Raw genomic sequence first — 20324 nt, 5'->3', positions numbered from 1 at the left:
CAATTATTGTGAGGCTTTTACGTATTTATAAGTCAAAAAAAAACTAAAAAGCAGCAACAAAAACTGCAAAAACGATCCATTTTTAGAAAAGCAATACGAAAATTTAGAAGAAGAAATTGAAATAAACCTTTTGTAAACTCAAAGCGCCAGTCGAAAGATTGGCGTTTTTTTTGTTTTAAATAAGTTGAAAACTAATCTCGAATGAGGACAATTGTCAACCGGACAATTGTCCTCATAGGATTATATTTATCGGTTATGAATCTGAAAGAAAAATTTGGACATAAAATAAAACTAATTAGAGAGCAAAAAGGATACTCCATTGAGTATCTCGCGAATATTGCTAACATCGACAGAACCTACATTTCTGACATTGAGAAAGGAAAAAGAAATGTTTCACTACTTATTATCGAGAAACTCTCAAAAGCACTCGAAGTAAAAATCCAAGAATTATTTAATTATGGCGAATGAATTAACGCACATTGAACTTTTTGCAGGATGTGGCGGAATGAGTTTAGGTATGGAATCGGCTGGTTTTGATTTGTATTTTGCTAATGAATTATCTCCTATGGCAGGAGAAACTTTTGCATATAATATTTTAAATGAAGATTTGGAATCTCTTTCACAGAAGAAAGCAAGCGCAACTAAATCACTTTGGATTAAAAGCAATTTTCCACAAAATGACTTAGAAAATAGATTACGTGAAAATCCCTTTTCTACATCAATTGGAAAATTTTCTGATTTAAGTAATGACGTTAGCCTAAAAGAAAAACTATTAATTGGGAATATCGATCATTTACTAGATTTTCTTAATAAAAATCCTAAGATAGTTAGAAAACTAAAATTAGAAAATATTGATTTAATTTCTGGAGGACCACCTTGCCAAAGTTTTAGTTTAGCAGGAAAAAGAGAAAAAAATAATGATAAAAACCAATTACCGCTTTCTTTTGCACGATTTGCAGGATTAGTAAAACCTAAAACTGTTTTGTTAGAAAATGTTAAAGGAATAACAGCTCCTTTTACAGAAGGAGATGGGGAAGACAAACGAAAACATTACGCTTGGCTAGAAGTTTCAAAAGCATTTGTTTTAGAAGGTTTTGTTCCTGTTTGTATGATGTTAAACTCAAAATATTTTGGTGTCCCTCAAAATAGACCGCGTTTCATTTTACAAGCATATAGAAAAGACGTATTTAACAAATTGAAAAGATTACAAGTAAATAATAATATTCTTTTAACGTCTGAAAGATTTTATAACTTAGTGATTGCTAACAAGGATAATTTAGAGAATATTTCAGAAAGGGATTTTATATATTATGATATTGAAAGTAACCCTGAAATATTTGATGGAATAATTCTGCCAAAAGTATCTCATTTATATAATGACTTTATTACCACGAATGATGCTATTGAAGACATAAAGAATGCATCAATTAAATATAAATTAAATAAAACTAAAGGTCAATATCCAAATTTCCTTAATAGCGTATTTGCTAATAACGTAAACCATCCAATCCAAATTAAAAATCATGAAGTCAGGAATCACAACTTTGTGGTTAAATCTAGATTTAGATTTTATCAAGTGATAGAACAATTTAAAAATGGATTAAAAAAAGGAGCTACGGATTTATTTACAGGTAAAGAGATTTCTAAAGAGTTACTTGATAAATTAAAAATTGAATTTTCAAAACACGAGCTGTTATTTCTTGATAATAATGGAGAAGAAGTTTCTAAAGTTGCTACAAATATTGAAATTGAAACTCTAATAAAATCTATACCAACTCGTAAACATTCGCAAAGAGCTTTAAGAAAACTTGAACCAGCTCCTGCTCAATTAACAATTCCTGATGATTTATGTCATTATGATCCAAATGAACCTCGCACCTTAACTGTTCGAGAAATGGCAAGATTTCAATCATTTCCAGATTGGTATGAGTTTCGATCTAAAGTTACAACTGGAGGTGATATGAGAAAATTTGAAGTACCTCAATATACACAAGTGGGTAATGCAGTTCCTCCTCTTTTAGCACTTGCTTTAGGTGTATTGATTAAGAGTCAATTACAGTCTTTAAACGTGAATAATTAATAATATTTCAATAAATGCTCGGATTTAAATAGTATAATTAATGATAGTAGATGATTTTAAAAACCATTGTATAAATAATAATTCTGATATTGTTGTTCAAAAATGTCTGATCGAGGATACATCATATTTTTTTAATGAAATTAAGGTGGGAGAAGAATTTGATTTCAAAAAAGATATTGCTAATATACTGAATGTTCATATTCGTGATATTGTAATTGTTGGATCAGGAAAGTTAGGATTCAGCATAAAACCTGATAATTCTGATACCGGACTGTATTTGTTTAAAGAATTTGATCATAACTTTAAAAAATCACCAAATGAAAAAAAATCAGATTTAGATATTGCAATTATTTCTTCTTATTTATTCGATACAGAAATCAAAAATCTATATAATCATACGAATTATTATAATAGGGATAATATTTGGGCTCAAAGAAATGATTTTGCAAAATATGTATTAAAAGGAAAATTAGCTATTAGATTTTTACCGAATGAGTTTCCATTAACCAAAGGGGTATTACAAGTTCAAGAAAAATATAAAATGAGCTATGGACGAGAAATAAATTTAGAAATCTATAAATCATGGCACTTTTTCGAAACATATCATCAGGAAAATATAAAAAAAATACAAGTTAATTTAATAAGCTAAATAATAGCAATATGAAACTAAAAACAAGTATAACATCAAATAGTATGAAATTAATTGATGTTTATAATAAAATAACTTCAGGTGCTTTAAGAACAAGTCCTGATTTTCAAAGGAAATTAGTTTGGAAGAAGCAACATAAATATGCATTTATCAAAACTATTTTACTAAATTTTCCATTTCCAGAAGTTTATATTGCAAGCTCTGAAGTTGATGTTGAAAATTTACAAGCTCGTGAAATTGTGGTAGACGGTCAGCAGAGATTAACAACTATTGTCGATTATATTAAAGGTTCGGGTGATTTTATAAATCAAAAACACGTACCTTCTTTTGAAAGCTTAAGTGTAGAAGACAAAAGAGAATTTTTAAATTATTCTGTAACCGTAAAAGATTTGAAAGATATTGGTATAGATAATATTAAGGAAGTTTTTAAAAGGATAAACAGCACTGACTATTCACTTAATTCAAATGAAGTGATAAATGCTCAATATGGTGATGGTGAATTTTCAATATTTTGCAAACAAATAGTTTATAAGGATTTTGAGCCGTCTGAAGAGATCACGGATGTAGTGTTAAATAAAGATGCAAAGGAAATACTTACTACTTTCTTTGAAAACAAAAAAATATTTAGTGATAATGATGTAAAAAGGATGTTTGATATTCAATATATCATGTTAATAACATCAACAATTTTAGAAGGTAAATATTTTGGAAGAAGTACAAAAATAAATTATTATCTCGAAAGGTACAATGGTAATTTCGACGTTCATGACTCTATTGTTGCGGATCTAATTAATTCGATCTCTATAATTGAAAGTTTTAAATTTTCAACAAATAGCTATTGGTTTAATAAAGCTAATTTGTTTACTCTAATAATAGAATTTAATAAATTGAACATAAGTCTTATTGATTTAGAAACTTTAGAATCTAAACTATTGGAATTAGAAAAGAAGGTTGATGTCTATTTTACTGATGAAGATATAAGCATGATCTCTGACGACGAAAGAAAGTACTTTGAATTCGCAAGACAAGGAAGCCATGAATTAGCCGCAAGAGAACATCGAGCAAAAGTGATAAGAGAATTGATAAAAGAAGCTGAATTTGAAGTTGAAATTGAAGCTGAAGCCGAAATTGAAAATAAAAATCTGAAAATGTTAGTCAATCAAGATATTGACTTTTCTATTCTTATTCCAACAGAAACAGGCTTAAAAAAAAGCATAATGGATGCTGTATCTGGAGTTAGAGAATTTTTAAAAAATAATGACCTTCATGATTATGAAATTCAAGAATACGGACCTGATCACAAAAAAAAAATAGAGGGTTATTTTATTACTGATACAGATAAAATTAAAACCGAAATTTCATTATATCGCTCAAATGGAAGAGGTGATTTTAGAATATGGTTTAGTGATTTAAAATCTTTTGTAAGCGAAAATGAGGAATTAGCTTTATTAAACATTGAAAAAACTATCTATATATTAAATGTATCGAGGTATAATTATGAAGGTAATAATTTAATTACGAAAGCAAAATAATCATAAATTCAACTTTAAATTTAAATGAAAATATTGAAGTTTAAAATTGATAACTTATAAAATTATAATGTCTATAATTTGTAAATTAATTTTTTAATTACGAATTATGGACTTTCTTACTCCTGAACAACGTTCCAAACGCATGAGTGCTATTCGTAGTACTAACACCAAAGATGAAGTCCGTTTGGCAAAAGCATTATGGGCATTAGGCTATCGTTATCGCAAAAATAACAAAACTGTTTTTGGAACTCCAGATATCACTTTTAAAAAACTCAAAATAGCCATATTTGTGGATGGTGAATTCTTTCACGGTAAAGATTGGCATATAGACAGAAATCGTATTAAAACAAATAGCGAATTCTGGATTAAAAAAATAGAAAGAAACATTCAAAGAGATATTGAAGTCAATACTTATCTGGAATCACAAAACTGGAAAGTAATTCGTTTCTGGAGTAATGATATTAAAAAAAATCTGGAGAATTGTACTGCTGTTATTGACCAGGAAATCGCTTTGGCGAAAAAACAATGATAATTGTAAAGATGGTAATTCTATTGCTTCATTAAATATTTTCCTTTAAAAAATCACTTTAAAACGGCTATATTTTTAGTTTCCAGATATTTATATCTTCAAACTGAAAAATAGAAGTTTTCTTTCATAATGTTTTACTAAAACGGCACAGTTTTAGGGATTAATTTTTAACTTTGAGAATAAGCATTAAAAATCAATAAAAAAAATACCTATGAAAGTACAGATCAACACAGACAAGAATATCGAAGGAAGTGAAAGATTAGAATCTTATTTTTCTAGTGAAATCACAAGAGTATTATCACGCTTTGATGATAAAGTGACTCGTATCGAAGTGCATTTTGGAGATGAGAACAGTGCTAAATCTGGTTTTGGCGATAAGCGTTGTCTTATCGAAGCGCGTCCAGCTAATATGCAGCCGATAGCCGTTACAGAACACGCTGATTCGATCGAAAAAGCTTTCAATGGAGCTTTGGACAAAATCAAAAAAGTACTCAACACTACATTCGATAAACAAAAGGTACACTAAGTAATAATTTAAATAGCATAGCAAAAAAAGAGGCTGTTCAAAATTTTTTGAACAGCCTCTTTTTCATTATTATAGTTTTGTTTTCTTAGAATTGAAAAGCAGCACCTATTTGAAAAACTTGATTTTTCCCTGAAAGTTTATCAAAAGTGTCATCTAAACCAGAAATATATCTAGCGTTTATTGATAGGCCAAGAGGTAAGTTCAATGATGTTCCAAAAGCCCATGAAGGTACAAAGCTGTTTACATCTGTATAGTCAACATTGTCGCTAACTTTAAATCCAAATTGAGGTCCTGTTTCAAAACTCAATAGTTTAACTACATAAATTTTTGCTAAAATAGGCACAGTAAGGTAATCTATTTTTGTGTCCTCTAAATTATCAACAGCAAATCCTTCCTGAGAGTATTGTAGCTCAGGTTGTATAAATAACAAGCTTTTGATCAATGGGATTTCTCTGTAAGCACCCACAAAAAGTCCAGTTTTGCTAGATGTGTCAAAGCCATTTCCATTGACATCTGAGATATTTACACCCGCTCTAACTCCCCATTTCTGTGCTGAAACAGAATTTGAAGCTAACATTATAAAAGCGCCTACTAATAAGATTTTTAATGATTTCATATTTTTTAGTTTTAGATTAAAATCCCGTTAGGATTGTTTTGTTCAAAAGTACTATTAATTTTTAATTCTTAAAATAGTTATACTGCAAAAAACAAGAAACAACTATTTTGATTTAGATGAAAAAGACTATTTATTGTTTACTTGCAATTCCAATAAAACTGTTAAATATTTTAAAGTATAACGTCAGTTTTTGTAAATATATTATGTTAACTTTGAGAAGAAAGGAAGCTTTTGTTAATTAACAATTCTTTTTTAAGTAGATTGTGCAATAGTTATTGTGCTGAAAATAATAATATTAAATCATTTAAGTATGAGTGAATTTCTTCAAAAAGCGAAAGTGTTTTTTAAAACTAAAATATTTAGAATAATTAAAATTTCCCTTCTTTCCTTATTGGGATTATTGCTGGCTCTTTTTATTGGTTTTCGAATTTATTTTGAACAGAATAAAGACAGCATAATGGTTGATATTAATAAAAAAATCAATGAAAACATTTCGGGTCATGCCAGCATCGGGAATGTTGGTTATAAATTTTTGATAGGTTTTCCCAATTTTACTTTGGTTTTAAATAAAGTCGAACTACAGGATAGTTTATATGCTATTCATAAACGAAGTGTCTTGACAGCTGGCGAAATTGAGGTTCGATTAAATGTACTGAGTTTATTGAAGAAAAAAATAAATATTGAGAAAGTAGTATTAATCGATACTAAAATTGATTTGTATATAGACAAAAACGGCGTTTCGAATTCCAATATTTTTAAACCTAAGCCCAAAACCAATAAACCGAAAAGCAATACAGAAACCGAGATTGGTGAAGTGGATTTTAAGAACGTAGTTTTTATTTCTCAAAATGTGCAGAGAAATAAGTCATTCCATTTTGAGGTAGCTTCTTTAAAGAGCAAGATTGACTATACCGATGACGGTTTTCAAACGGATTTATTTCTTGATGTTTTTGCCAAAAGTATGGCGTTTAATACCAAACATGGTAGTTTTATAAAAGACAAAAGAGTAAAAGGAAAACTCGCCGTACAATTCTCTAAAGTAAAAAATAGAATTGATGTTGTTACCGAAGACCTTGGAATTGGCGAAGATGATTTTGATATCAAAGCGAGTTTTGGTTTAGAAAAGGAACACCCAATAATGAATATCAACATAAAAACAACTATTTTATGGTTGAATGCTGCTCATTTGTTGGATCCGCATTTGTTTAAAATCCTGAATCATTTCAACATCACAAAACCACTTGATGCGCAATGTAGCATCATAGGGGATATGAATGCCGAAGGAGATCCAGAAATCATAGTCGATGCCCAAATAAAAGACAACTTATTAGTTACTCCAGATGGCACAGTTACCGATTGTAATTTTTCGGGAAGATATATCAATAATTTTAAAAATGGTTTAGGAAACAACGATGCCAACTCTGCGGTAATCGTTAAAAACTTTACAGGAAACTACAATGGAATTCCAATATCTATTCCAGCTGCAGCAATCAATAATTTAGAGAAGCCTATAGCAACAGGAAATCTTCATTCTAAATTTGAAGTGGAGAAATTAGGAAATGTATTAGGAGATGATGTTTTTAAATTTAATAGCGGAACAGCCACTGTCGATTTTAAATTTAATGTCAATATCGTTGCATTGCGTATTTCCAAACCACATTTTACGGGGAAAGTGGATATAAGAAATGCGAATATGCTTTACAAATCCAAAAACCTGACTTTTCAAACCAATATCCTCCTTGATTTTACGGACGAAGCCTTATTTATTAGAAATATAAAATACCAAAGGGACAAAAATATTGTTTTCCTGGATGGTAAAATAGGTAATTTTCTAAATCTGTATTATGATGATCCAGAAAACATGGTGGCTGTACTCAATCTTAAAAGCCCATTTATGGATGTCAAAAAAATGTTGGCTACATTGGCTTATAAAGAAAAAGGTGCAGCAGTAAAAGAACCTAAAAAAGTGACAACTAAGGCAGATGCTAAAAAAAGAATAGCTCTCGTTCAGAAATGTCAAGTGGTTTTAAATTTGAATTTGGATAAGATGGTATATTCTAATTTGGCTGCAAAAAATGCTAAAATTGTTATTGTGGCCAAGAATAGACATTTTTTTATCAAACAAGGAGCAATTGAGAGTTGTGGGGGTAAAATTACTTTTGCATCTCAGTTAATTCCTCAAGGTAATTTGTTTGATGTGAAAACAAATGTAAATATTACAACGGTTAATATTCCTCAATTTTTGACCTCTTTTAAAAATTTTGGGATCAAATCATTTGAACCTAAAAATATAAATGGAAATCTTTCGGCAAAAGCTAATCTATCGATAAAAATGACTCCAAATGGTGATTTGGTAGATGATTCTGCTAAAGGGAATCTAAATTATGATATTAAAAATGGATCATTAAATAATTTTAAACCAATAATGAAAGTAGGTAAGTTTGCTTTCCCTAATCGAGATGTGAAGCATATTGTATTCAATGATTTGTCAGGCCGATTGAATATGAATGGCAGTTTGGTAAATATTGATTATTTTAAAGTGAGTTCGAATGTATTGAATTTTGATGTAGAAGGTATTTACTCGTTTAAGAAAGGGACAAAATTGGGATTGATAATTCCGCTTAGAAATCCTGAAGAAGATTTAAAAATTAAAAATTTAAAAGAGAGAGAAGCCAAACGTTACAAAGGAATTGTAGTGCGTTTACTGATAGTAGACGGTAAAGACGGCGAAATGAAAATAAAATTGGGAAGCCTTGCAAATGATAATAAGAAAAGTAAAACATGAGAGCCTTATTTTTAAGTTTAATGGTATTGACATTAGTACCTTTTGATTCGTTGCATTATAAAGAATTAGATGAAAAAGAGCAGGTAAGCAGAACGCTGAACGCTTGGCACAAAGCAGCGGCTGACGCTAATTTTAATAGTTATTTTGGAATGATGACCGAAGATGCTGTTTTTATAGGAACAGATCCAACCGAAAACTGGAATAAAAAGGCTTTCCAAGCGTATGCGAAACCACATTTTGACAGAGGAAAGGCTTGGGATTTTAAAGCAATTGAGCGTCATATTTATTTTGATAGTTCAGGAAAGTTGGCTTGGTTTGATGAACTTCTGAATACTCAAATAAAAATCTGCAGAGGCTCTGGTGTTCTTGTAAAAATAGGAAAGGAATGGAAAATAAAACAGTATGTTTTGTCTATGACTATTCCAAATGAAAACACCAATGAAGTGATTAAGATCATTGCACCTATAGAAGATGTTTTGATTAAAAAGTTGCAATCTAAATGATAATTGTTGATTTTTTAGCTACTTATCCTTTCGGTCTTATATAATTCCTTAATTTTGCCGAAATAGTAATTATCATCGTGGGAAGTAAAAATAAATTAAAAAGGTTCAAAGAAAACGAAACATTCAATAATGTTTTTCAACCAACAAGAGAAGAAGTAGTCGGAGATTTATTTCCGTTAAGAGGAAAATGGAATTCAGATTTCTTTAAAAATGAAAATCCGTTAGTACTCGAATTGGGTTGTGGTAAAGGAGAATATTCTGTTGGTTTGGCCGAGAGATATCCTAATAAAAACTTCGTTGGAATCGATATCAAAGGAGCTCGTTTTTGGCGTGGTGCAAAAACTGCTGTGGAAACGGGATTGCATAACGTAGCATTCATTCGAACTCAGATTGAATTAATCAATCATATTTTTGCCGAAAATGAAGTAGATGAAATTTGGATTACTTTTCCAGATCCTCAAATAAAATACAAAAGAACCAAACACAGAATGACTAATTCGGAATTTCTGCAGTTGTATAAAAAAATACTCAAAAAAGACGGTGTAGTAAACCTGAAAACCGATAGCGAATTTATGCACGGTTACACTCTTGGATTGTTACATGGTGAAGGACACGAAGTTTTATATGCCAATCATAATGTGTATGTAAACGAAGGAAGTCCAGAGGAAGTTACTGCTTTTCAGACTTTTTATGAAAAACAATATTTGGAAATTAATAAAGCAATTACGTATATTCGTTTTAAAATAAAATAGTATTTAGATTACATATTTTTATTTTTCAAATAGTAATCAATTGAAAGTTGAAACTAATTCTTGTGGTTTTAACAGAAATGACAAAAGTTTAAAATGGCATTAATAGCACCTTTTTTTCTCGGATTTATTGCTGCCGGTATTGGTATTACGCCTCCTGGTTTAATCAATATGACGGCTGCAAAAGTTAGCTTGAAAGACGGTAGAATTGAAGCTGTTTTTTTTGCTATTGGCGCCACGATTATAGTTTTTTTTCAAACTTTTTTGGCCTTATTATTTGCTAATTTTATTAGTAGTCACCCTGATATTATTAGCAGGCTGCAAGAAGTAGGTTTGTTTATTTTTATAGCCTTGACCATTTATTTTTTTTGGAAAGCTAAAAGACCCAAAATACCTAAGGGAGAAATAAAAGTACGAAGCAGAGCTAATCGATTCTTTTTAGGAATGTTGCTGTCGGCTTTGAACTTATTTCCAATTCCATATTATGTTTTTGTATCCATTACACTTTCTACTTATGGCTATTTTTATTTTATAGAATCTTTTATCTACGCATTTGTTGTTGGAGTTGTGGCAGGTTCTTTCTTAGTTTTTTACCTTTATATTCTATTTTTTAAAAAAAGAGATGCTAAGTCTTCTTTTTTAATGAATAATGGAAATTATATCATAGGAACTATTACAGGTGTTGTTTCTATAATTACATTATTTAAGCTCATTAAGGGATATTTTGGATAAAAATAATGGAAGCAAAAAATGATAATTTTTTTGAAAGAGTTTATGCTGTCGTAAGACAAATTCCCTTTGGAAGAGTTACTTCTTATGGGGCTATTGCTAAGGTTTTAGGAGCTGCACGTTCTGCAAGAATGGTGGGTTGGGCTATGAACGCCGCACATAACTTAGAAGATGTTCCAGCACATAGGGTGGTCAATAGAAAAGGATTACTCACAGGGAAACATCATTTTGACGGAACCAATCTCATGCAACAATTATTGGAGAATGAAGGGATTGTTATAAAAGACAATCAAATTATAGATTTTGAGACTGTTTTTTGGGAACCAGAAATGATAGTTTAATTTTTTAGTTTTTAAGGCTGTTAAAATTTAGTTTGAATTATAGGAGTTGTTTGTTTCACTATCGATAAATACAATCCAAATCCTTTAGAATAAGAACTTAATCTGTTATCTTTGTAATCTAAAATTAGTTTAAATAAAAACACGTTTTTTAGAAAAGCGTAAATATATAGGAGATTAAAAATGAAATTAGATAAAAAAGACATTCTTAAAGCATTAGAAACGATTACTATTGCTGGTGAAGGTAAAAATATGGTAGAGAGTGGTGCAGTTACAAATGTAGTTACTTTTGGTGATGAGGTAGTAGTAGATCTTTTGTTGCACACGCCAGCGATGCATATTAAGAAAAGAGCCGAAGATGATATTAAAAAAACGATACACGATTTGGTTTCGGCAGATGCTAAAATTAAAGTAAATATAAAAGTGGAAGCAGCTGCGGCTGAAAATCCAAATCAAATTAAAGGAAAAGCAATTCCAGGTATAAAAAATATTGTTGCAGTTGCTTCTGGAAAAGGTGGTGTTGGAAAATCTACTGTTACGGCAAATTTGGCAGTAACATTAGCAAAAATGGGATTCGCAGTTGGTGTACTTGATGCCGATATCTATGGACCATCTATGCCAATTATGTTTGATGTAGAAAGTGAAAAGCCAATTTCGATAGAAGTTAATGGGAAATCAAAAATGAAACCTGTAGAGAGTTACGGAATTAAAATGCTTTCTATTGGATTTTTTACTTCTCCTAGCCAAGCCGTTATTTGGAGAGGACCAATGGCTTCCAAAGCTTTGAACCAAATGATTTTTGATGCTGATTGGGGAGAACTAGATTTTCTTTTAATTGATTTGCCTCCAGGAACTGGGGATATTCACTTGTCAATTATGCAATCGTTACCAGTAACAGGAGCTGTTGTAGTTAGTACGCCTCAAGCGGTTGCATTGGCCGATGCTAAGAAAGGTGTTTCTATGTTTTTATCGGAAGCGATAAATGTACCAGTTTTGGGAATTATAGAAAACATGGCTTATTTTACACCAGAAGAATTGCCAAACAACAAGTATTATATTTTTGGTAAAGAAGGAGCTAAGGATATGGCAGAAGATTTGGGTGTGACTTTCTTAGGAGAGGTTCCAATTGTTCAGTCTATTAGAGAAGCTGGAGATTATGGTCGTCCTGCTGCATTACAAACAGGTTCAGTTATTGAAAATGTTTTTGATGAAATTACTCGTAATGTAGTAGCTGAAGTGGTGAACAGAAACGAAAGTTTAGAACCAACAGAAGCAATCAAAATTACAACAATGGCTGGATGTTCGGCTGTTAAAAAATAATTATAATTTTTGAATATTAATTCAAATACCATCGTAGTATTATATATAAGGTATAATTTGAAATCAAATTAGTGGTTTCTAAAATTTACGGATGGAATACACATAAAATTTATGGAAACAGAAGAGTTAACAAATGTTGTTTTAAAAGCGCTAGATGAAATTAGACCTTTTTTGAATTCAGATGGAGGAGATATCAAACTTATTTCAATTGAAGATGGAAAGCATGTAAAAGTTCGTCTTGAGGGGGCTTGTACAAGTTGTAGTGTTAATCAAATGACATTGAGGGCTGGTGTCGAAACTACCATTAAGAAGTATGCGCCTCAAATTGAAACAGTTGTCAATGTTGCGTAAAATAACATTTTAAGTAGATCTTGGATTCAAAATCTCTCTATGTTAAGGTGGGAAAATAGTATTTATACTTGTTAAAATTCAATAAAAACTGTTTTTTGCAAGATTATCATTAATGAATTATCGAATAAGTAGTGTTTTATTCCATTTTGTTCAAAAAACTTGATGGATAATTCAAGGTTTTTTCATTTAATTTTTCAAATAAAAATTTACATTTGTTGCACTAACCTACAAATTTAAATTATGAAAAAATTTTACTTATTGATTGTTTTATTGTTATGTCTTTGTAAAACATATGGGCAATATGGGCAAGAGCCAATTCAAGAAGCATACGTTTCTAAAACGTATGTAAATGTTGATGATGAGTGGAGTGTGGTAAATTTTAGCAAGATGGTTGATGTCTTTTCTAATAGAAATGGACAGCTAAAGATATCGAATGCTGAATTTTTGAAAGAGCTTAGTGGAGGTAAAGCAAATATGTTAGATAACAGTGCATACGTTACAGCTGAATTTACCTCTCAAGTACAAACCAAAAACAAAACCGATAAAAATGGTTTAGTAAACTTAACTTATGAAGGGAAGTTGGTGTTTAAAACTCATGACGGAACTTATGCGCCAAATGCAGTAATTGTTTTTATTATTCATCAAGCTGATATTATTGGTTTAAAAATATTAAATAAGGAAAATAGAAAAGAAATGGCTGTTGATCTTGAAATAAAAAGTTAAAGAGTTACAGCAAGCTATTTCTTAAAAAAATAAAAAATAGTAAATAAATAGATGGACGTTTTAATTAAGATTAAAGATAGAGAAGGAGTAATTCATGATTTGCAAGCTCCTACCGATATGGCAATGAATATAATGGAGCTTTGTAAAGCTTATGAGCTTCCTGTTGAAGGAACTTGTGGCGGAATGGCAATGTGTGCTTCATGTCAATGTTATGTTCTTAATGATGTTGCCTTGCCAGAAATGGGTGATGATGAAGAAGCTATGTTGTCTGAAGCATTTTATGTAAAAGATAATAGCCGATTAGGTTGTCAAATTCCCATTACTGAAAGTCTTGACGGATTGGAATTAGAACTAGCTCCGGAATATTAATTTAAACAGATTTTTTAATCGCTTTTATTTATATTATTTTAAAAGTGAATAGTTTTTATATAATAGGGTTTAACTTTTTTAAAAGTTAAACCCTATTTGTTTTTAGTGATTCAGTTATGTACATTATAATAATCTTTGAATTTTATCTAACTCTTTTTTTAATCTGTTAAATCAACGAGAAAAAGCAGTTCGTAATTCTCTTTACCAAAGGTTAAAAAACTTCTTTTGAATTTGTGGTTAATTTTCATTTTGTAGAATGGTTTGTTTGTTTTGATTCATGGGTTGTTTTGTATATTTTGTTTTGATCTATTTATTCATACCTATATATAATAGTATGTTTTACTATTTGAATTGATACAGTTGTCAAAAACAATATATCGATTGTCTTTTTTATCATATTAATGAGTTGATATAGTTCTTTTTGTATTTAGTGTTTCTTACGATGAGCATTTAATTATAGCGACTATTTTGAAGATTGTTTTTCTAGAATTCAAAATACGTTACTATAAACTGTTTTAAATAGAGCTTTTATTAATAACGTAAGAGATAACTTCTTTTCTAAGTATTGGAATTATGTTGATGTACTATTAAGTTTACGAGATTTGACTTGGAATTAGAAAATTAACAAAGTGCTTTATTAAGTGTTTTTTAAAAAGTATAATAAAGCCACTTTTTCAGAAAACGTTTTCGTTAACATAAAAAAATGTTAATTTTTTATGAAGACTTTAAAATTCAATATTGAATTAACCGATTCGCTATTGAATTCGAATGTTTTTATTTCTAGTTTTATTGTGGATTAATTATCTTAATCAAAATTTATTCCCAATATTTTTCACATATTCAATAAAAATTGACACTTTGCAGGATAGGACAGGATAGTGGTGGGGATCTTAATATATATTTTTGAGCGTTAATAAATGATTAATAATAGTTAAAATAAGTATAAAAATTTATCAGCAATTTTATCAAAATGAAAAAAACGTTACACTACTATTTACTTGTTCTACCATTACTGGCATTATTGTTCGGTTGTAGTTCAGATGTATATGATGAATACTATGGTCGACCAGAGAATCTCGAGGATCCAATTTTTCAACGATTGGAAGCCAAGGGGAATTTCAAGAACTTCACAGCTTTAATCGAGAAAGCAGGTTATAAGGATATCTTGGGTAAATCAGGATATTGGACAGTATTTGCTCCAAATGATGATGCTTTCGCTAAATATTTCCAAGAGCATGGTATTTCTGATGTAACTAAGATAGATGATGCTACAGCAGCTAAAATTGTTAAATATGCAATTGTTTATAATGCTTTCAAAGAAGATAGACTTTCTGATTACCAATCGGCAAAAGGTTGGGTAGAAGGTTCTGCTTTTAGAAGAAGAACTGCGTATTATGATGGTTTTGTAATTAAAACTATTAAGGGTGAGCAAAAAGTTGTTATAGGGATTAATCGTAATTTTGGTGCTGCTAGTTATGTACCAGGAGACAATAATAATAAGTATGTTACTTATTTTATGAAAGAATATTTTCAGGCTAATAGTTTGAGTTCTTATGATTTTAATTTTTTCTATCCAAATAAGGAGTATACAGGGTTTAATTTTTTTGATTCTAAAGTACTTGTAGCTGATGGTATAGCGGAAAATGGTGTTTTTCATGAAGTAGATCAAGTAAATCTACCATTGATGAATATAGATCAGTACTTGGAGCAAGATAGTAATTTGGGAGCAAATAGTAAATTCAGTTTGTTTCGTAAAATACTAGAAAATAATCTAGTGACTTATGTTTTAAATCAAAGCGCAACTACTGCCTATTATAATTATACAGGTAAAACAGATAATGTTTACATTAAAACGTATGACCCTATTTTGACATTTGCACCAAATAATGAAAATTTCATTAAAGCAGAGGATAATGATGGTCAGTCTAGTGGGTATACTTTGATTGTTCCTGAGAATGCACCTTTACAAACTTTTGTAGATAATATTCTTCTTAAACACTATGCTTCTATAGACCTATTACCAAAATATGTTTTTCAAGATGTTATAAATGCACACATGGTGCAAGGTTCTGTGTGGCCTTCTAAGAATGCTTTATTAAATGGGTTGAAAGAGGGTTTGACATTTAATTTTAATACTGATATTACTGATAGGAAAGTTTTAAGTAATGGATTTTTCTATGGTTCTAATAAAGTTCAGAAATCGAATATATTTTATACTGTTTATACTTCTGCTTATTTGGATCCTAGTTATGGTTTTGCTACTAGACTGTTTAATGAGGGTTCAGGTTACAAAGAATTGATTAGTAATATAAATACTAGATTTACTCTTTTGTTGCCGTCTGATGCGACATTAATTAACCTCGGTTTTAATTATGATACTAGGAATCAATATTGGACTTATAATGCTACAGGAGTTTCTGAAACAGGTTCTGCAGCTAGAAGTAGGTTGTTAAGACTTTTTTATAATTGTATCATTCTTTCGCCTAAAGGAGAGTTGGATAATATTGCAACTAGTTCGGGAATTATTCGAACAGGAGATAGTGAGATACCTGGAGAGTATATAAGATGGTCTAACAATAAAGTGTATGCAGCTGGTGATGATGCATTAGGGACTTCGGTTAATATTATAGGAAAAGAAATTCAAGAAAATGGAATTACCTATTATGTTGATAAGTTTCCGCAGTTTTCTACTGAATTACAGGGCCTAGTTATTAAGCGTTTGGCAACAAGTAATGCACAATTCAATAGTTTTTATCAATATTTGCTAAATTCTACTGTTTACTTTCCTGCTTCAGGAAAAATTGATGGGGTAGAGTTGGGGACTTCTTATACTTTTATAGTGCCAAATAATGCTGCTATTGCAAAAGCAGTTGCAGATGGAGTTCTTCCTGCTTCAAATAATCCTACAATACAAGGAGAAAAAGATTTAGTTGCCGATTTTATCCGTTACCACATTATTGTTAATAGAACGGCTTCAAATGACGGACTATCTACTGGATTGTTTGAAACTTTAAGAAAAGATTCGAAAGGGGAAAAAACCTATCTTCAAGTAAGTAGCGTTGCTGGGACATCATCTGTTCCTGGGACATTATCATTTAAAGATAATTCAGACACTTCTACTTCCACAAATCCTAATCCAGTGCCAAATCCGGCGGCTAATTTAATTATTTCTGGAGGAAACAACTTGGCAGACAGATCTTTAATCCATTTAGTAGACAACTATCTTAAATTTACGGAATAAAATGAGACAACAAATTACAAATATATTTTACAGTTTTACAATTGCTTTTGTCTTTCTTGCTGCTTTGCCAGCTTTGGCACAAGGAAAAAAAACATTTTTAGTTCGAGGTCAGGTTGTTGACTCAAGTGATAAGCTAGGTATACCTGGAGCAACTATTGCAGAACAAGATGCTGATAATCGTACTATTTCTGGGGCAATATCTGATATTGATGGAAATTTTGCTATACGTGTAAATGATCCAAATAATAAATTATTTATTTCTACAATAGGATATAAATCTCAACGTATTGATCTAAAGGGTAGAGAATCAATTAAGATTCTACTTGTTTCAACTATTGAATCACTGGATGCAGTTGTTGTTAATAGTTCGAAAAAAGCAGATAATGGTTTGTTGAAAGTTGACGAACGTAATAGAACTACCAGTTCGGTTTCTATAAACGCTGCAGATTTAGCTTATACGCAAGCACCAAGTATCGATGAGGCTTTACAAGGGCGTTTGGCTGGGGTGGATATTACTGCAGATAGTGGTGATCCTGGAGCAGGTATGCAAATCAGAATTAGAGGAACCTCTTCAATTTCTGGATCTTCAGATCCTTTAATCGTAGTAGATGGAATGCCTTATGAAACAGTTATACCGCCAGATTTTAACTTTGGTACTGCTGATGAACAAAGCTATTCTGCTTTACTAAATATCGCTCCTTCTGATATTGAAACTATAACGGTTTTAAAAGATGCTGCAGCTACTGCAATGTGGGGTTCACGTGCTGCTAGTGGAGTTTTGTTAATTACTACCAAGCGTGGAGGAGTGAGTGCGCCAAAAATTTCGTATACTTATAAAGCTACTTATGCTAAACCACCTGCTACAGTTCCTATGTTAAATGGAGATCAGTATTCTCAGTTGATTCCAGAAGAATTTATGAACAAAAGTGGTGTGCCGTTGAATACTTTGAGTGTTAAAGAGTTTCAATATGATCCTCAGGATGTTTACTATTTTAAGAATTACGGACAAAACACAGATTGGATAGATGCGATTACGCAGACTGGTAAAACTGGTGAGCATACACTTTCTTTACAAGGAGGTGGTGAAAAAGCAAGATATTATAGTTCAGTTGGGTATTATAATTCTAAAGGGGTGACTAAAGGAACTGGTTTAGATAGATTAAGTACCAGATTGAATTTGGATTATGTGGTTTCTGATCGTATTAAATTTAGAACAGATATCTCTTATACCCATACTAATACGCAACGTAATTATGTAAATTCTTTTTCAGGCGATGATAAAGACCTTTTGCGTGGTGTTGCCTATGTTAAAATGCCTAATATGAGTATTTATGAATATGACGCACAGGGTAATATTACACCAAATTATTTTACACCAGCTTCAAATATTCAAGGTCTTTATCCAGGAACTTATAATCCAGTTGCAATGGTAGAATTTGCGACAAATGAGCAAGAGGTAAATCGTATAACTCCCCATTTTAATGTGAATTTTGACATTTTCCCTAAAGAGTTATATGCTTCATTTGATTTGCAATTTGATTATAGTAGTACAAAAAATAAATCTTTTTTACCACAGAATGCAACAGGACGACCTTTTACCGAAACGGTTGTAAATAGAGCTTCTGATGCTGATATTGATGGGTCTAGTATTATAACTAAAACCAACTTTGTTTATACGCCAAATATTGGAAAAAGTCAAACTTTACAAGCTTTACTATCGTTGCAAACCAATGATTCTAAAAGTAACTCTTATGAGGCATTAACATCAAATACCGCTTCGTCTTTATTAACAGATCCATCAGTTCCATCAAGAACTCAAAATTCTGAATTAAAGCTAAATAGTGGTAGTAGTCAGTCTAGAAGTGTTGGTGCAGTAGCAAGTGTAAACTATGGTTTACTAGATCGTTATCTTATTAGCGCAGGTTTACGTGTGGATGGAAGCTCTAAATTTGGACCCGAAAATAGATATGGTTATTTTCCTTCTATATCTGGTCGTTGGAGAGTTTCTGGGGAGTCTTTCATGAAAGATGTTACAGTAATTAATGATTTGAGTGTTAGAGCGAGTTACGGACAAGCTGGTAGAGCTCCTAGGTATGATTATCGCTATTTTAATACTTATAAAAACTTTTCTACTCAGTATACAGATCTTAATGGAGTTATTCCTTCTAATGTAGAATTGACTAATTTACGCTGGGAAACGGTAACAGGTACTAACTTAGGTTTTACCCTGCAAATGTTTAAAAACCGTGTTTCATTAGATGTAGATTTGTATAAAAACGTGACTTCAGATTTGTTTTTTGAAAATATGGCGATAACTAGTGTTTCTGGTTATAATTCTTTTGATCAAAACGGAGGTACAATGGATAATAAAGGATATGAAGTAAATCTTACTACGACGCCTTTTAAATCTAAAGATTGGAAAATTGATTTTAATTTCAATATTTCTAGTAATCAAAATACTATTAAAGAAATTTCAGAATACTACCAAAATCAAAGTGGTAATACTGATAGAAATGGTGAATATAAAAGTTTCCTTTTAATTGATAATCCATTCGGTTCAGTTTATGGCTATCGTTTTAAAGGAGTGTATTCAGATTTGGAAGCAACCAAAGCTACAGATGCAAATGGGAATAAAATTGTGGGACCTAATGGGCAGGAAGTATTGATGCGTTTCAATTATCCTCTTACAAATTATGTGTTTCAGCCTGGTGATGCTAAATATGAAGATGTTAACCATGATGGAAACATAGATAGTCGTGACGTAGTTTATTTAGGGAATGGTAATCCTAAATTTACAGGAGGTTTTGGACCGAACTTTGCTTATAAAAATCAATTCTTTCTGTTGCTTTATTTTACTTATAGATTGGGATATGATGTTATCAATCGTGCCGATATGATGGCTACTAATATGTATGGATATAATAATCAAAGTACAGCTGTTTTATCTAGATGGCGTAATCCTGGTGATGTTACAGAAATGCCAAGAGCGGTTTATCAAGATGGGTATAACTGGTTAGGTTCTGATCGTTATGTTGAGGATGCTTCTTTTGCTCGTCTTCGTTCTGTTACATTCCGTTATGCTTTTGCAAAAAACTTTATAAATAAGCTAAAACTGACTGATTTGAGTTTTTATGCAACTGCAGATAACTTATTCACATTTACTAACTATAAAGGGCAAGACCCTGAAAAGAGCTTGAGTAATGGGGCGTTTGGTATGGCAATTGATAATTCTAGCACTCCGCCAACAAAACGTGTTACACTTGGACTGTCAGTTCGTTTCTAAT

18 protein-coding genes are annotated in these 20324 nt (G+C 31.0%); 17 read left to right on the top strand and 1 reads right to left on the bottom strand.

The features are described from left to right. The first annotated feature begins 255 nt into the window (after positions 1-255). The 6 genes from ACUN3A_RS07935 (at position 256) to ACUN3A_RS07910 (ending at position 5316) form a co-directional block, all read left to right on the top strand. Complete coding sequence (locus ACUN3A_RS07935) at positions 256-468, top strand: helix-turn-helix domain-containing protein (RefSeq protein WP_445550761.1); 213 nt, start codon at positions 256-258, stop codon at positions 466-468. Next, positions 458-2080, top strand: coding sequence for a DNA cytosine methyltransferase (locus ACUN3A_RS07930; RefSeq protein ID WP_445550760.1), 1623 nt, complete (start codon positions 458-460; stop codon positions 2078-2080). Before ACUN3A_RS07935 ends, ACUN3A_RS07930 begins: the two co-directional genes overlap by 11 nt. 40 nt (positions 2081-2120) lie before the next feature. Continuing rightward, on the top strand, positions 2121-2729 hold the full coding sequence (locus ACUN3A_RS07925; RefSeq protein WP_445550759.1) for a hypothetical protein: 609 nt from the start codon (positions 2121-2123) through the stop codon (positions 2727-2729). 11 nt (positions 2730-2740) lie between these two features. Further along, positions 2741-4261: a DUF262 domain-containing protein gene (locus ACUN3A_RS07920; protein ID WP_445550758.1), complete on the top strand. Its 1521-nt coding sequence runs from the start codon at positions 2741-2743 to the stop codon at positions 4259-4261. A 106-nt stretch (positions 4262-4367) separates the two neighbouring features. After that, a complete protein-coding gene (locus ACUN3A_RS07915; RefSeq protein ID WP_445550757.1) occupies positions 4368-4790 on the top strand; it encodes a very short patch repair endonuclease in 423 nt (140 codons plus the stop codon). Positions 4791-5001: 211 nt separating this feature from the next. Continuing rightward, positions 5002-5316 carry an HPF/RaiA family ribosome-associated protein gene (locus ACUN3A_RS07910; protein ID WP_100432945.1) on the top strand — a complete coding sequence of 105 codons (315 nt, stop codon included), beginning with the start codon at positions 5002-5004 and terminating at the stop codon, positions 5314-5316. Between the two features lie 85 nt (positions 5317-5401). On the opposite strand, the gene ACUN3A_RS07905 is transcribed toward ACUN3A_RS07910, so the two are convergent. After that, positions 5402-5932, bottom strand: a complete 531-nt coding sequence (locus ACUN3A_RS07905) for a porin family protein (RefSeq protein WP_445550756.1) — start codon at positions 5930-5932, stop codon at positions 5402-5404. A 310-nt stretch (positions 5933-6242) separates the two neighbouring features. On the opposite strand from ACUN3A_RS07905, the gene ACUN3A_RS07900 reads away from it, so the two are divergent. From ACUN3A_RS07900 to ACUN3A_RS07850, 11 genes are all read left to right on the top strand, one after another. Continuing rightward, positions 6243-8717 carry an AsmA family protein gene (locus ACUN3A_RS07900; protein ID WP_445550755.1) on the top strand — a complete coding sequence of 825 codons (2475 nt, stop codon included), beginning with the start codon at positions 6243-6245 and terminating at the stop codon, positions 8715-8717. After that, positions 8714-9220 carry a nuclear transport factor 2 family protein gene (locus tag ACUN3A_RS07895; protein ID WP_445550754.1) on the top strand — a complete coding sequence of 169 codons (507 nt, stop codon included), beginning with the start codon at positions 8714-8716 and terminating at the stop codon, positions 9218-9220. The genes ACUN3A_RS07900 and ACUN3A_RS07895 overlap by 4 nt, the downstream gene beginning before the upstream one ends. Positions 9221-9297: 77 nt before the next feature. Continuing rightward, positions 9298-9972: a tRNA (guanosine(46)-N7)-methyltransferase TrmB gene (trmB, locus tag ACUN3A_RS07890; protein WP_315151794.1), complete on the top strand. Its 675-nt coding sequence runs from the start codon at positions 9298-9300 to the stop codon at positions 9970-9972. 93 nt (positions 9973-10065) lie between these two features. Continuing rightward, positions 10066-10701: a LysE family transporter gene (locus ACUN3A_RS07885; protein ID WP_445550753.1), complete on the top strand. Its 636-nt coding sequence runs from the start codon at positions 10066-10068 to the stop codon at positions 10699-10701. 5 nt (positions 10702-10706) lie between these two features. Continuing rightward, on the top strand, positions 10707-11039 hold the full coding sequence (locus ACUN3A_RS07880) for an MGMT family protein (RefSeq protein ID WP_445550752.1): 333 nt from the start codon (positions 10707-10709) through the stop codon (positions 11037-11039). A gap of 180 nt (positions 11040-11219) precedes the next feature. Further along, positions 11220-12356 carry an Mrp/NBP35 family ATP-binding protein gene (locus ACUN3A_RS07875; RefSeq protein WP_445550751.1) on the top strand — a complete coding sequence of 379 codons (1137 nt, stop codon included), beginning with the start codon at positions 11220-11222 and terminating at the stop codon, positions 12354-12356. 111 nt (positions 12357-12467) lie between these two features. Further along, positions 12468-12707, top strand: a complete 240-nt coding sequence (locus tag ACUN3A_RS07870; protein ID WP_445550750.1) for a NifU family protein — start codon at positions 12468-12470, stop codon at positions 12705-12707. 240 nt (positions 12708-12947) lie between these two features. Further along, positions 12948-13430, top strand: coding sequence for a hypothetical protein (locus ACUN3A_RS07865; protein WP_445550749.1), 483 nt, complete (start codon positions 12948-12950; stop codon positions 13428-13430). A gap of 51 nt (positions 13431-13481) precedes the next feature. After that, positions 13482-13799 carry a ferredoxin gene (locus ACUN3A_RS07860; protein WP_445550748.1) on the top strand — a complete coding sequence of 106 codons (318 nt, stop codon included), beginning with the start codon at positions 13482-13484 and terminating at the stop codon, positions 13797-13799. Positions 13800-14769: 970 nt separating this feature from the next. After that, entirely contained in the window at positions 14770-17040 is a 2271-nt protein-coding gene (locus ACUN3A_RS07855; RefSeq protein ID WP_445550747.1) for a fasciclin domain-containing protein, read from the top strand. A 1-nt stretch (position 17041) separates the two neighbouring features. Then, positions 17042-20323: a SusC/RagA family TonB-linked outer membrane protein gene (locus ACUN3A_RS07850; RefSeq protein ID WP_445550746.1), complete on the top strand. Its 3282-nt coding sequence runs from the start codon at positions 17042-17044 to the stop codon at positions 20321-20323. Position 20324: the final 1 nt, after the last annotated feature.

The organism is Flavobacterium sp. WC2509, assembly GCF_052683105.1.
This window is presented reverse-complemented; position numbering and strand designations above follow the sequence as displayed.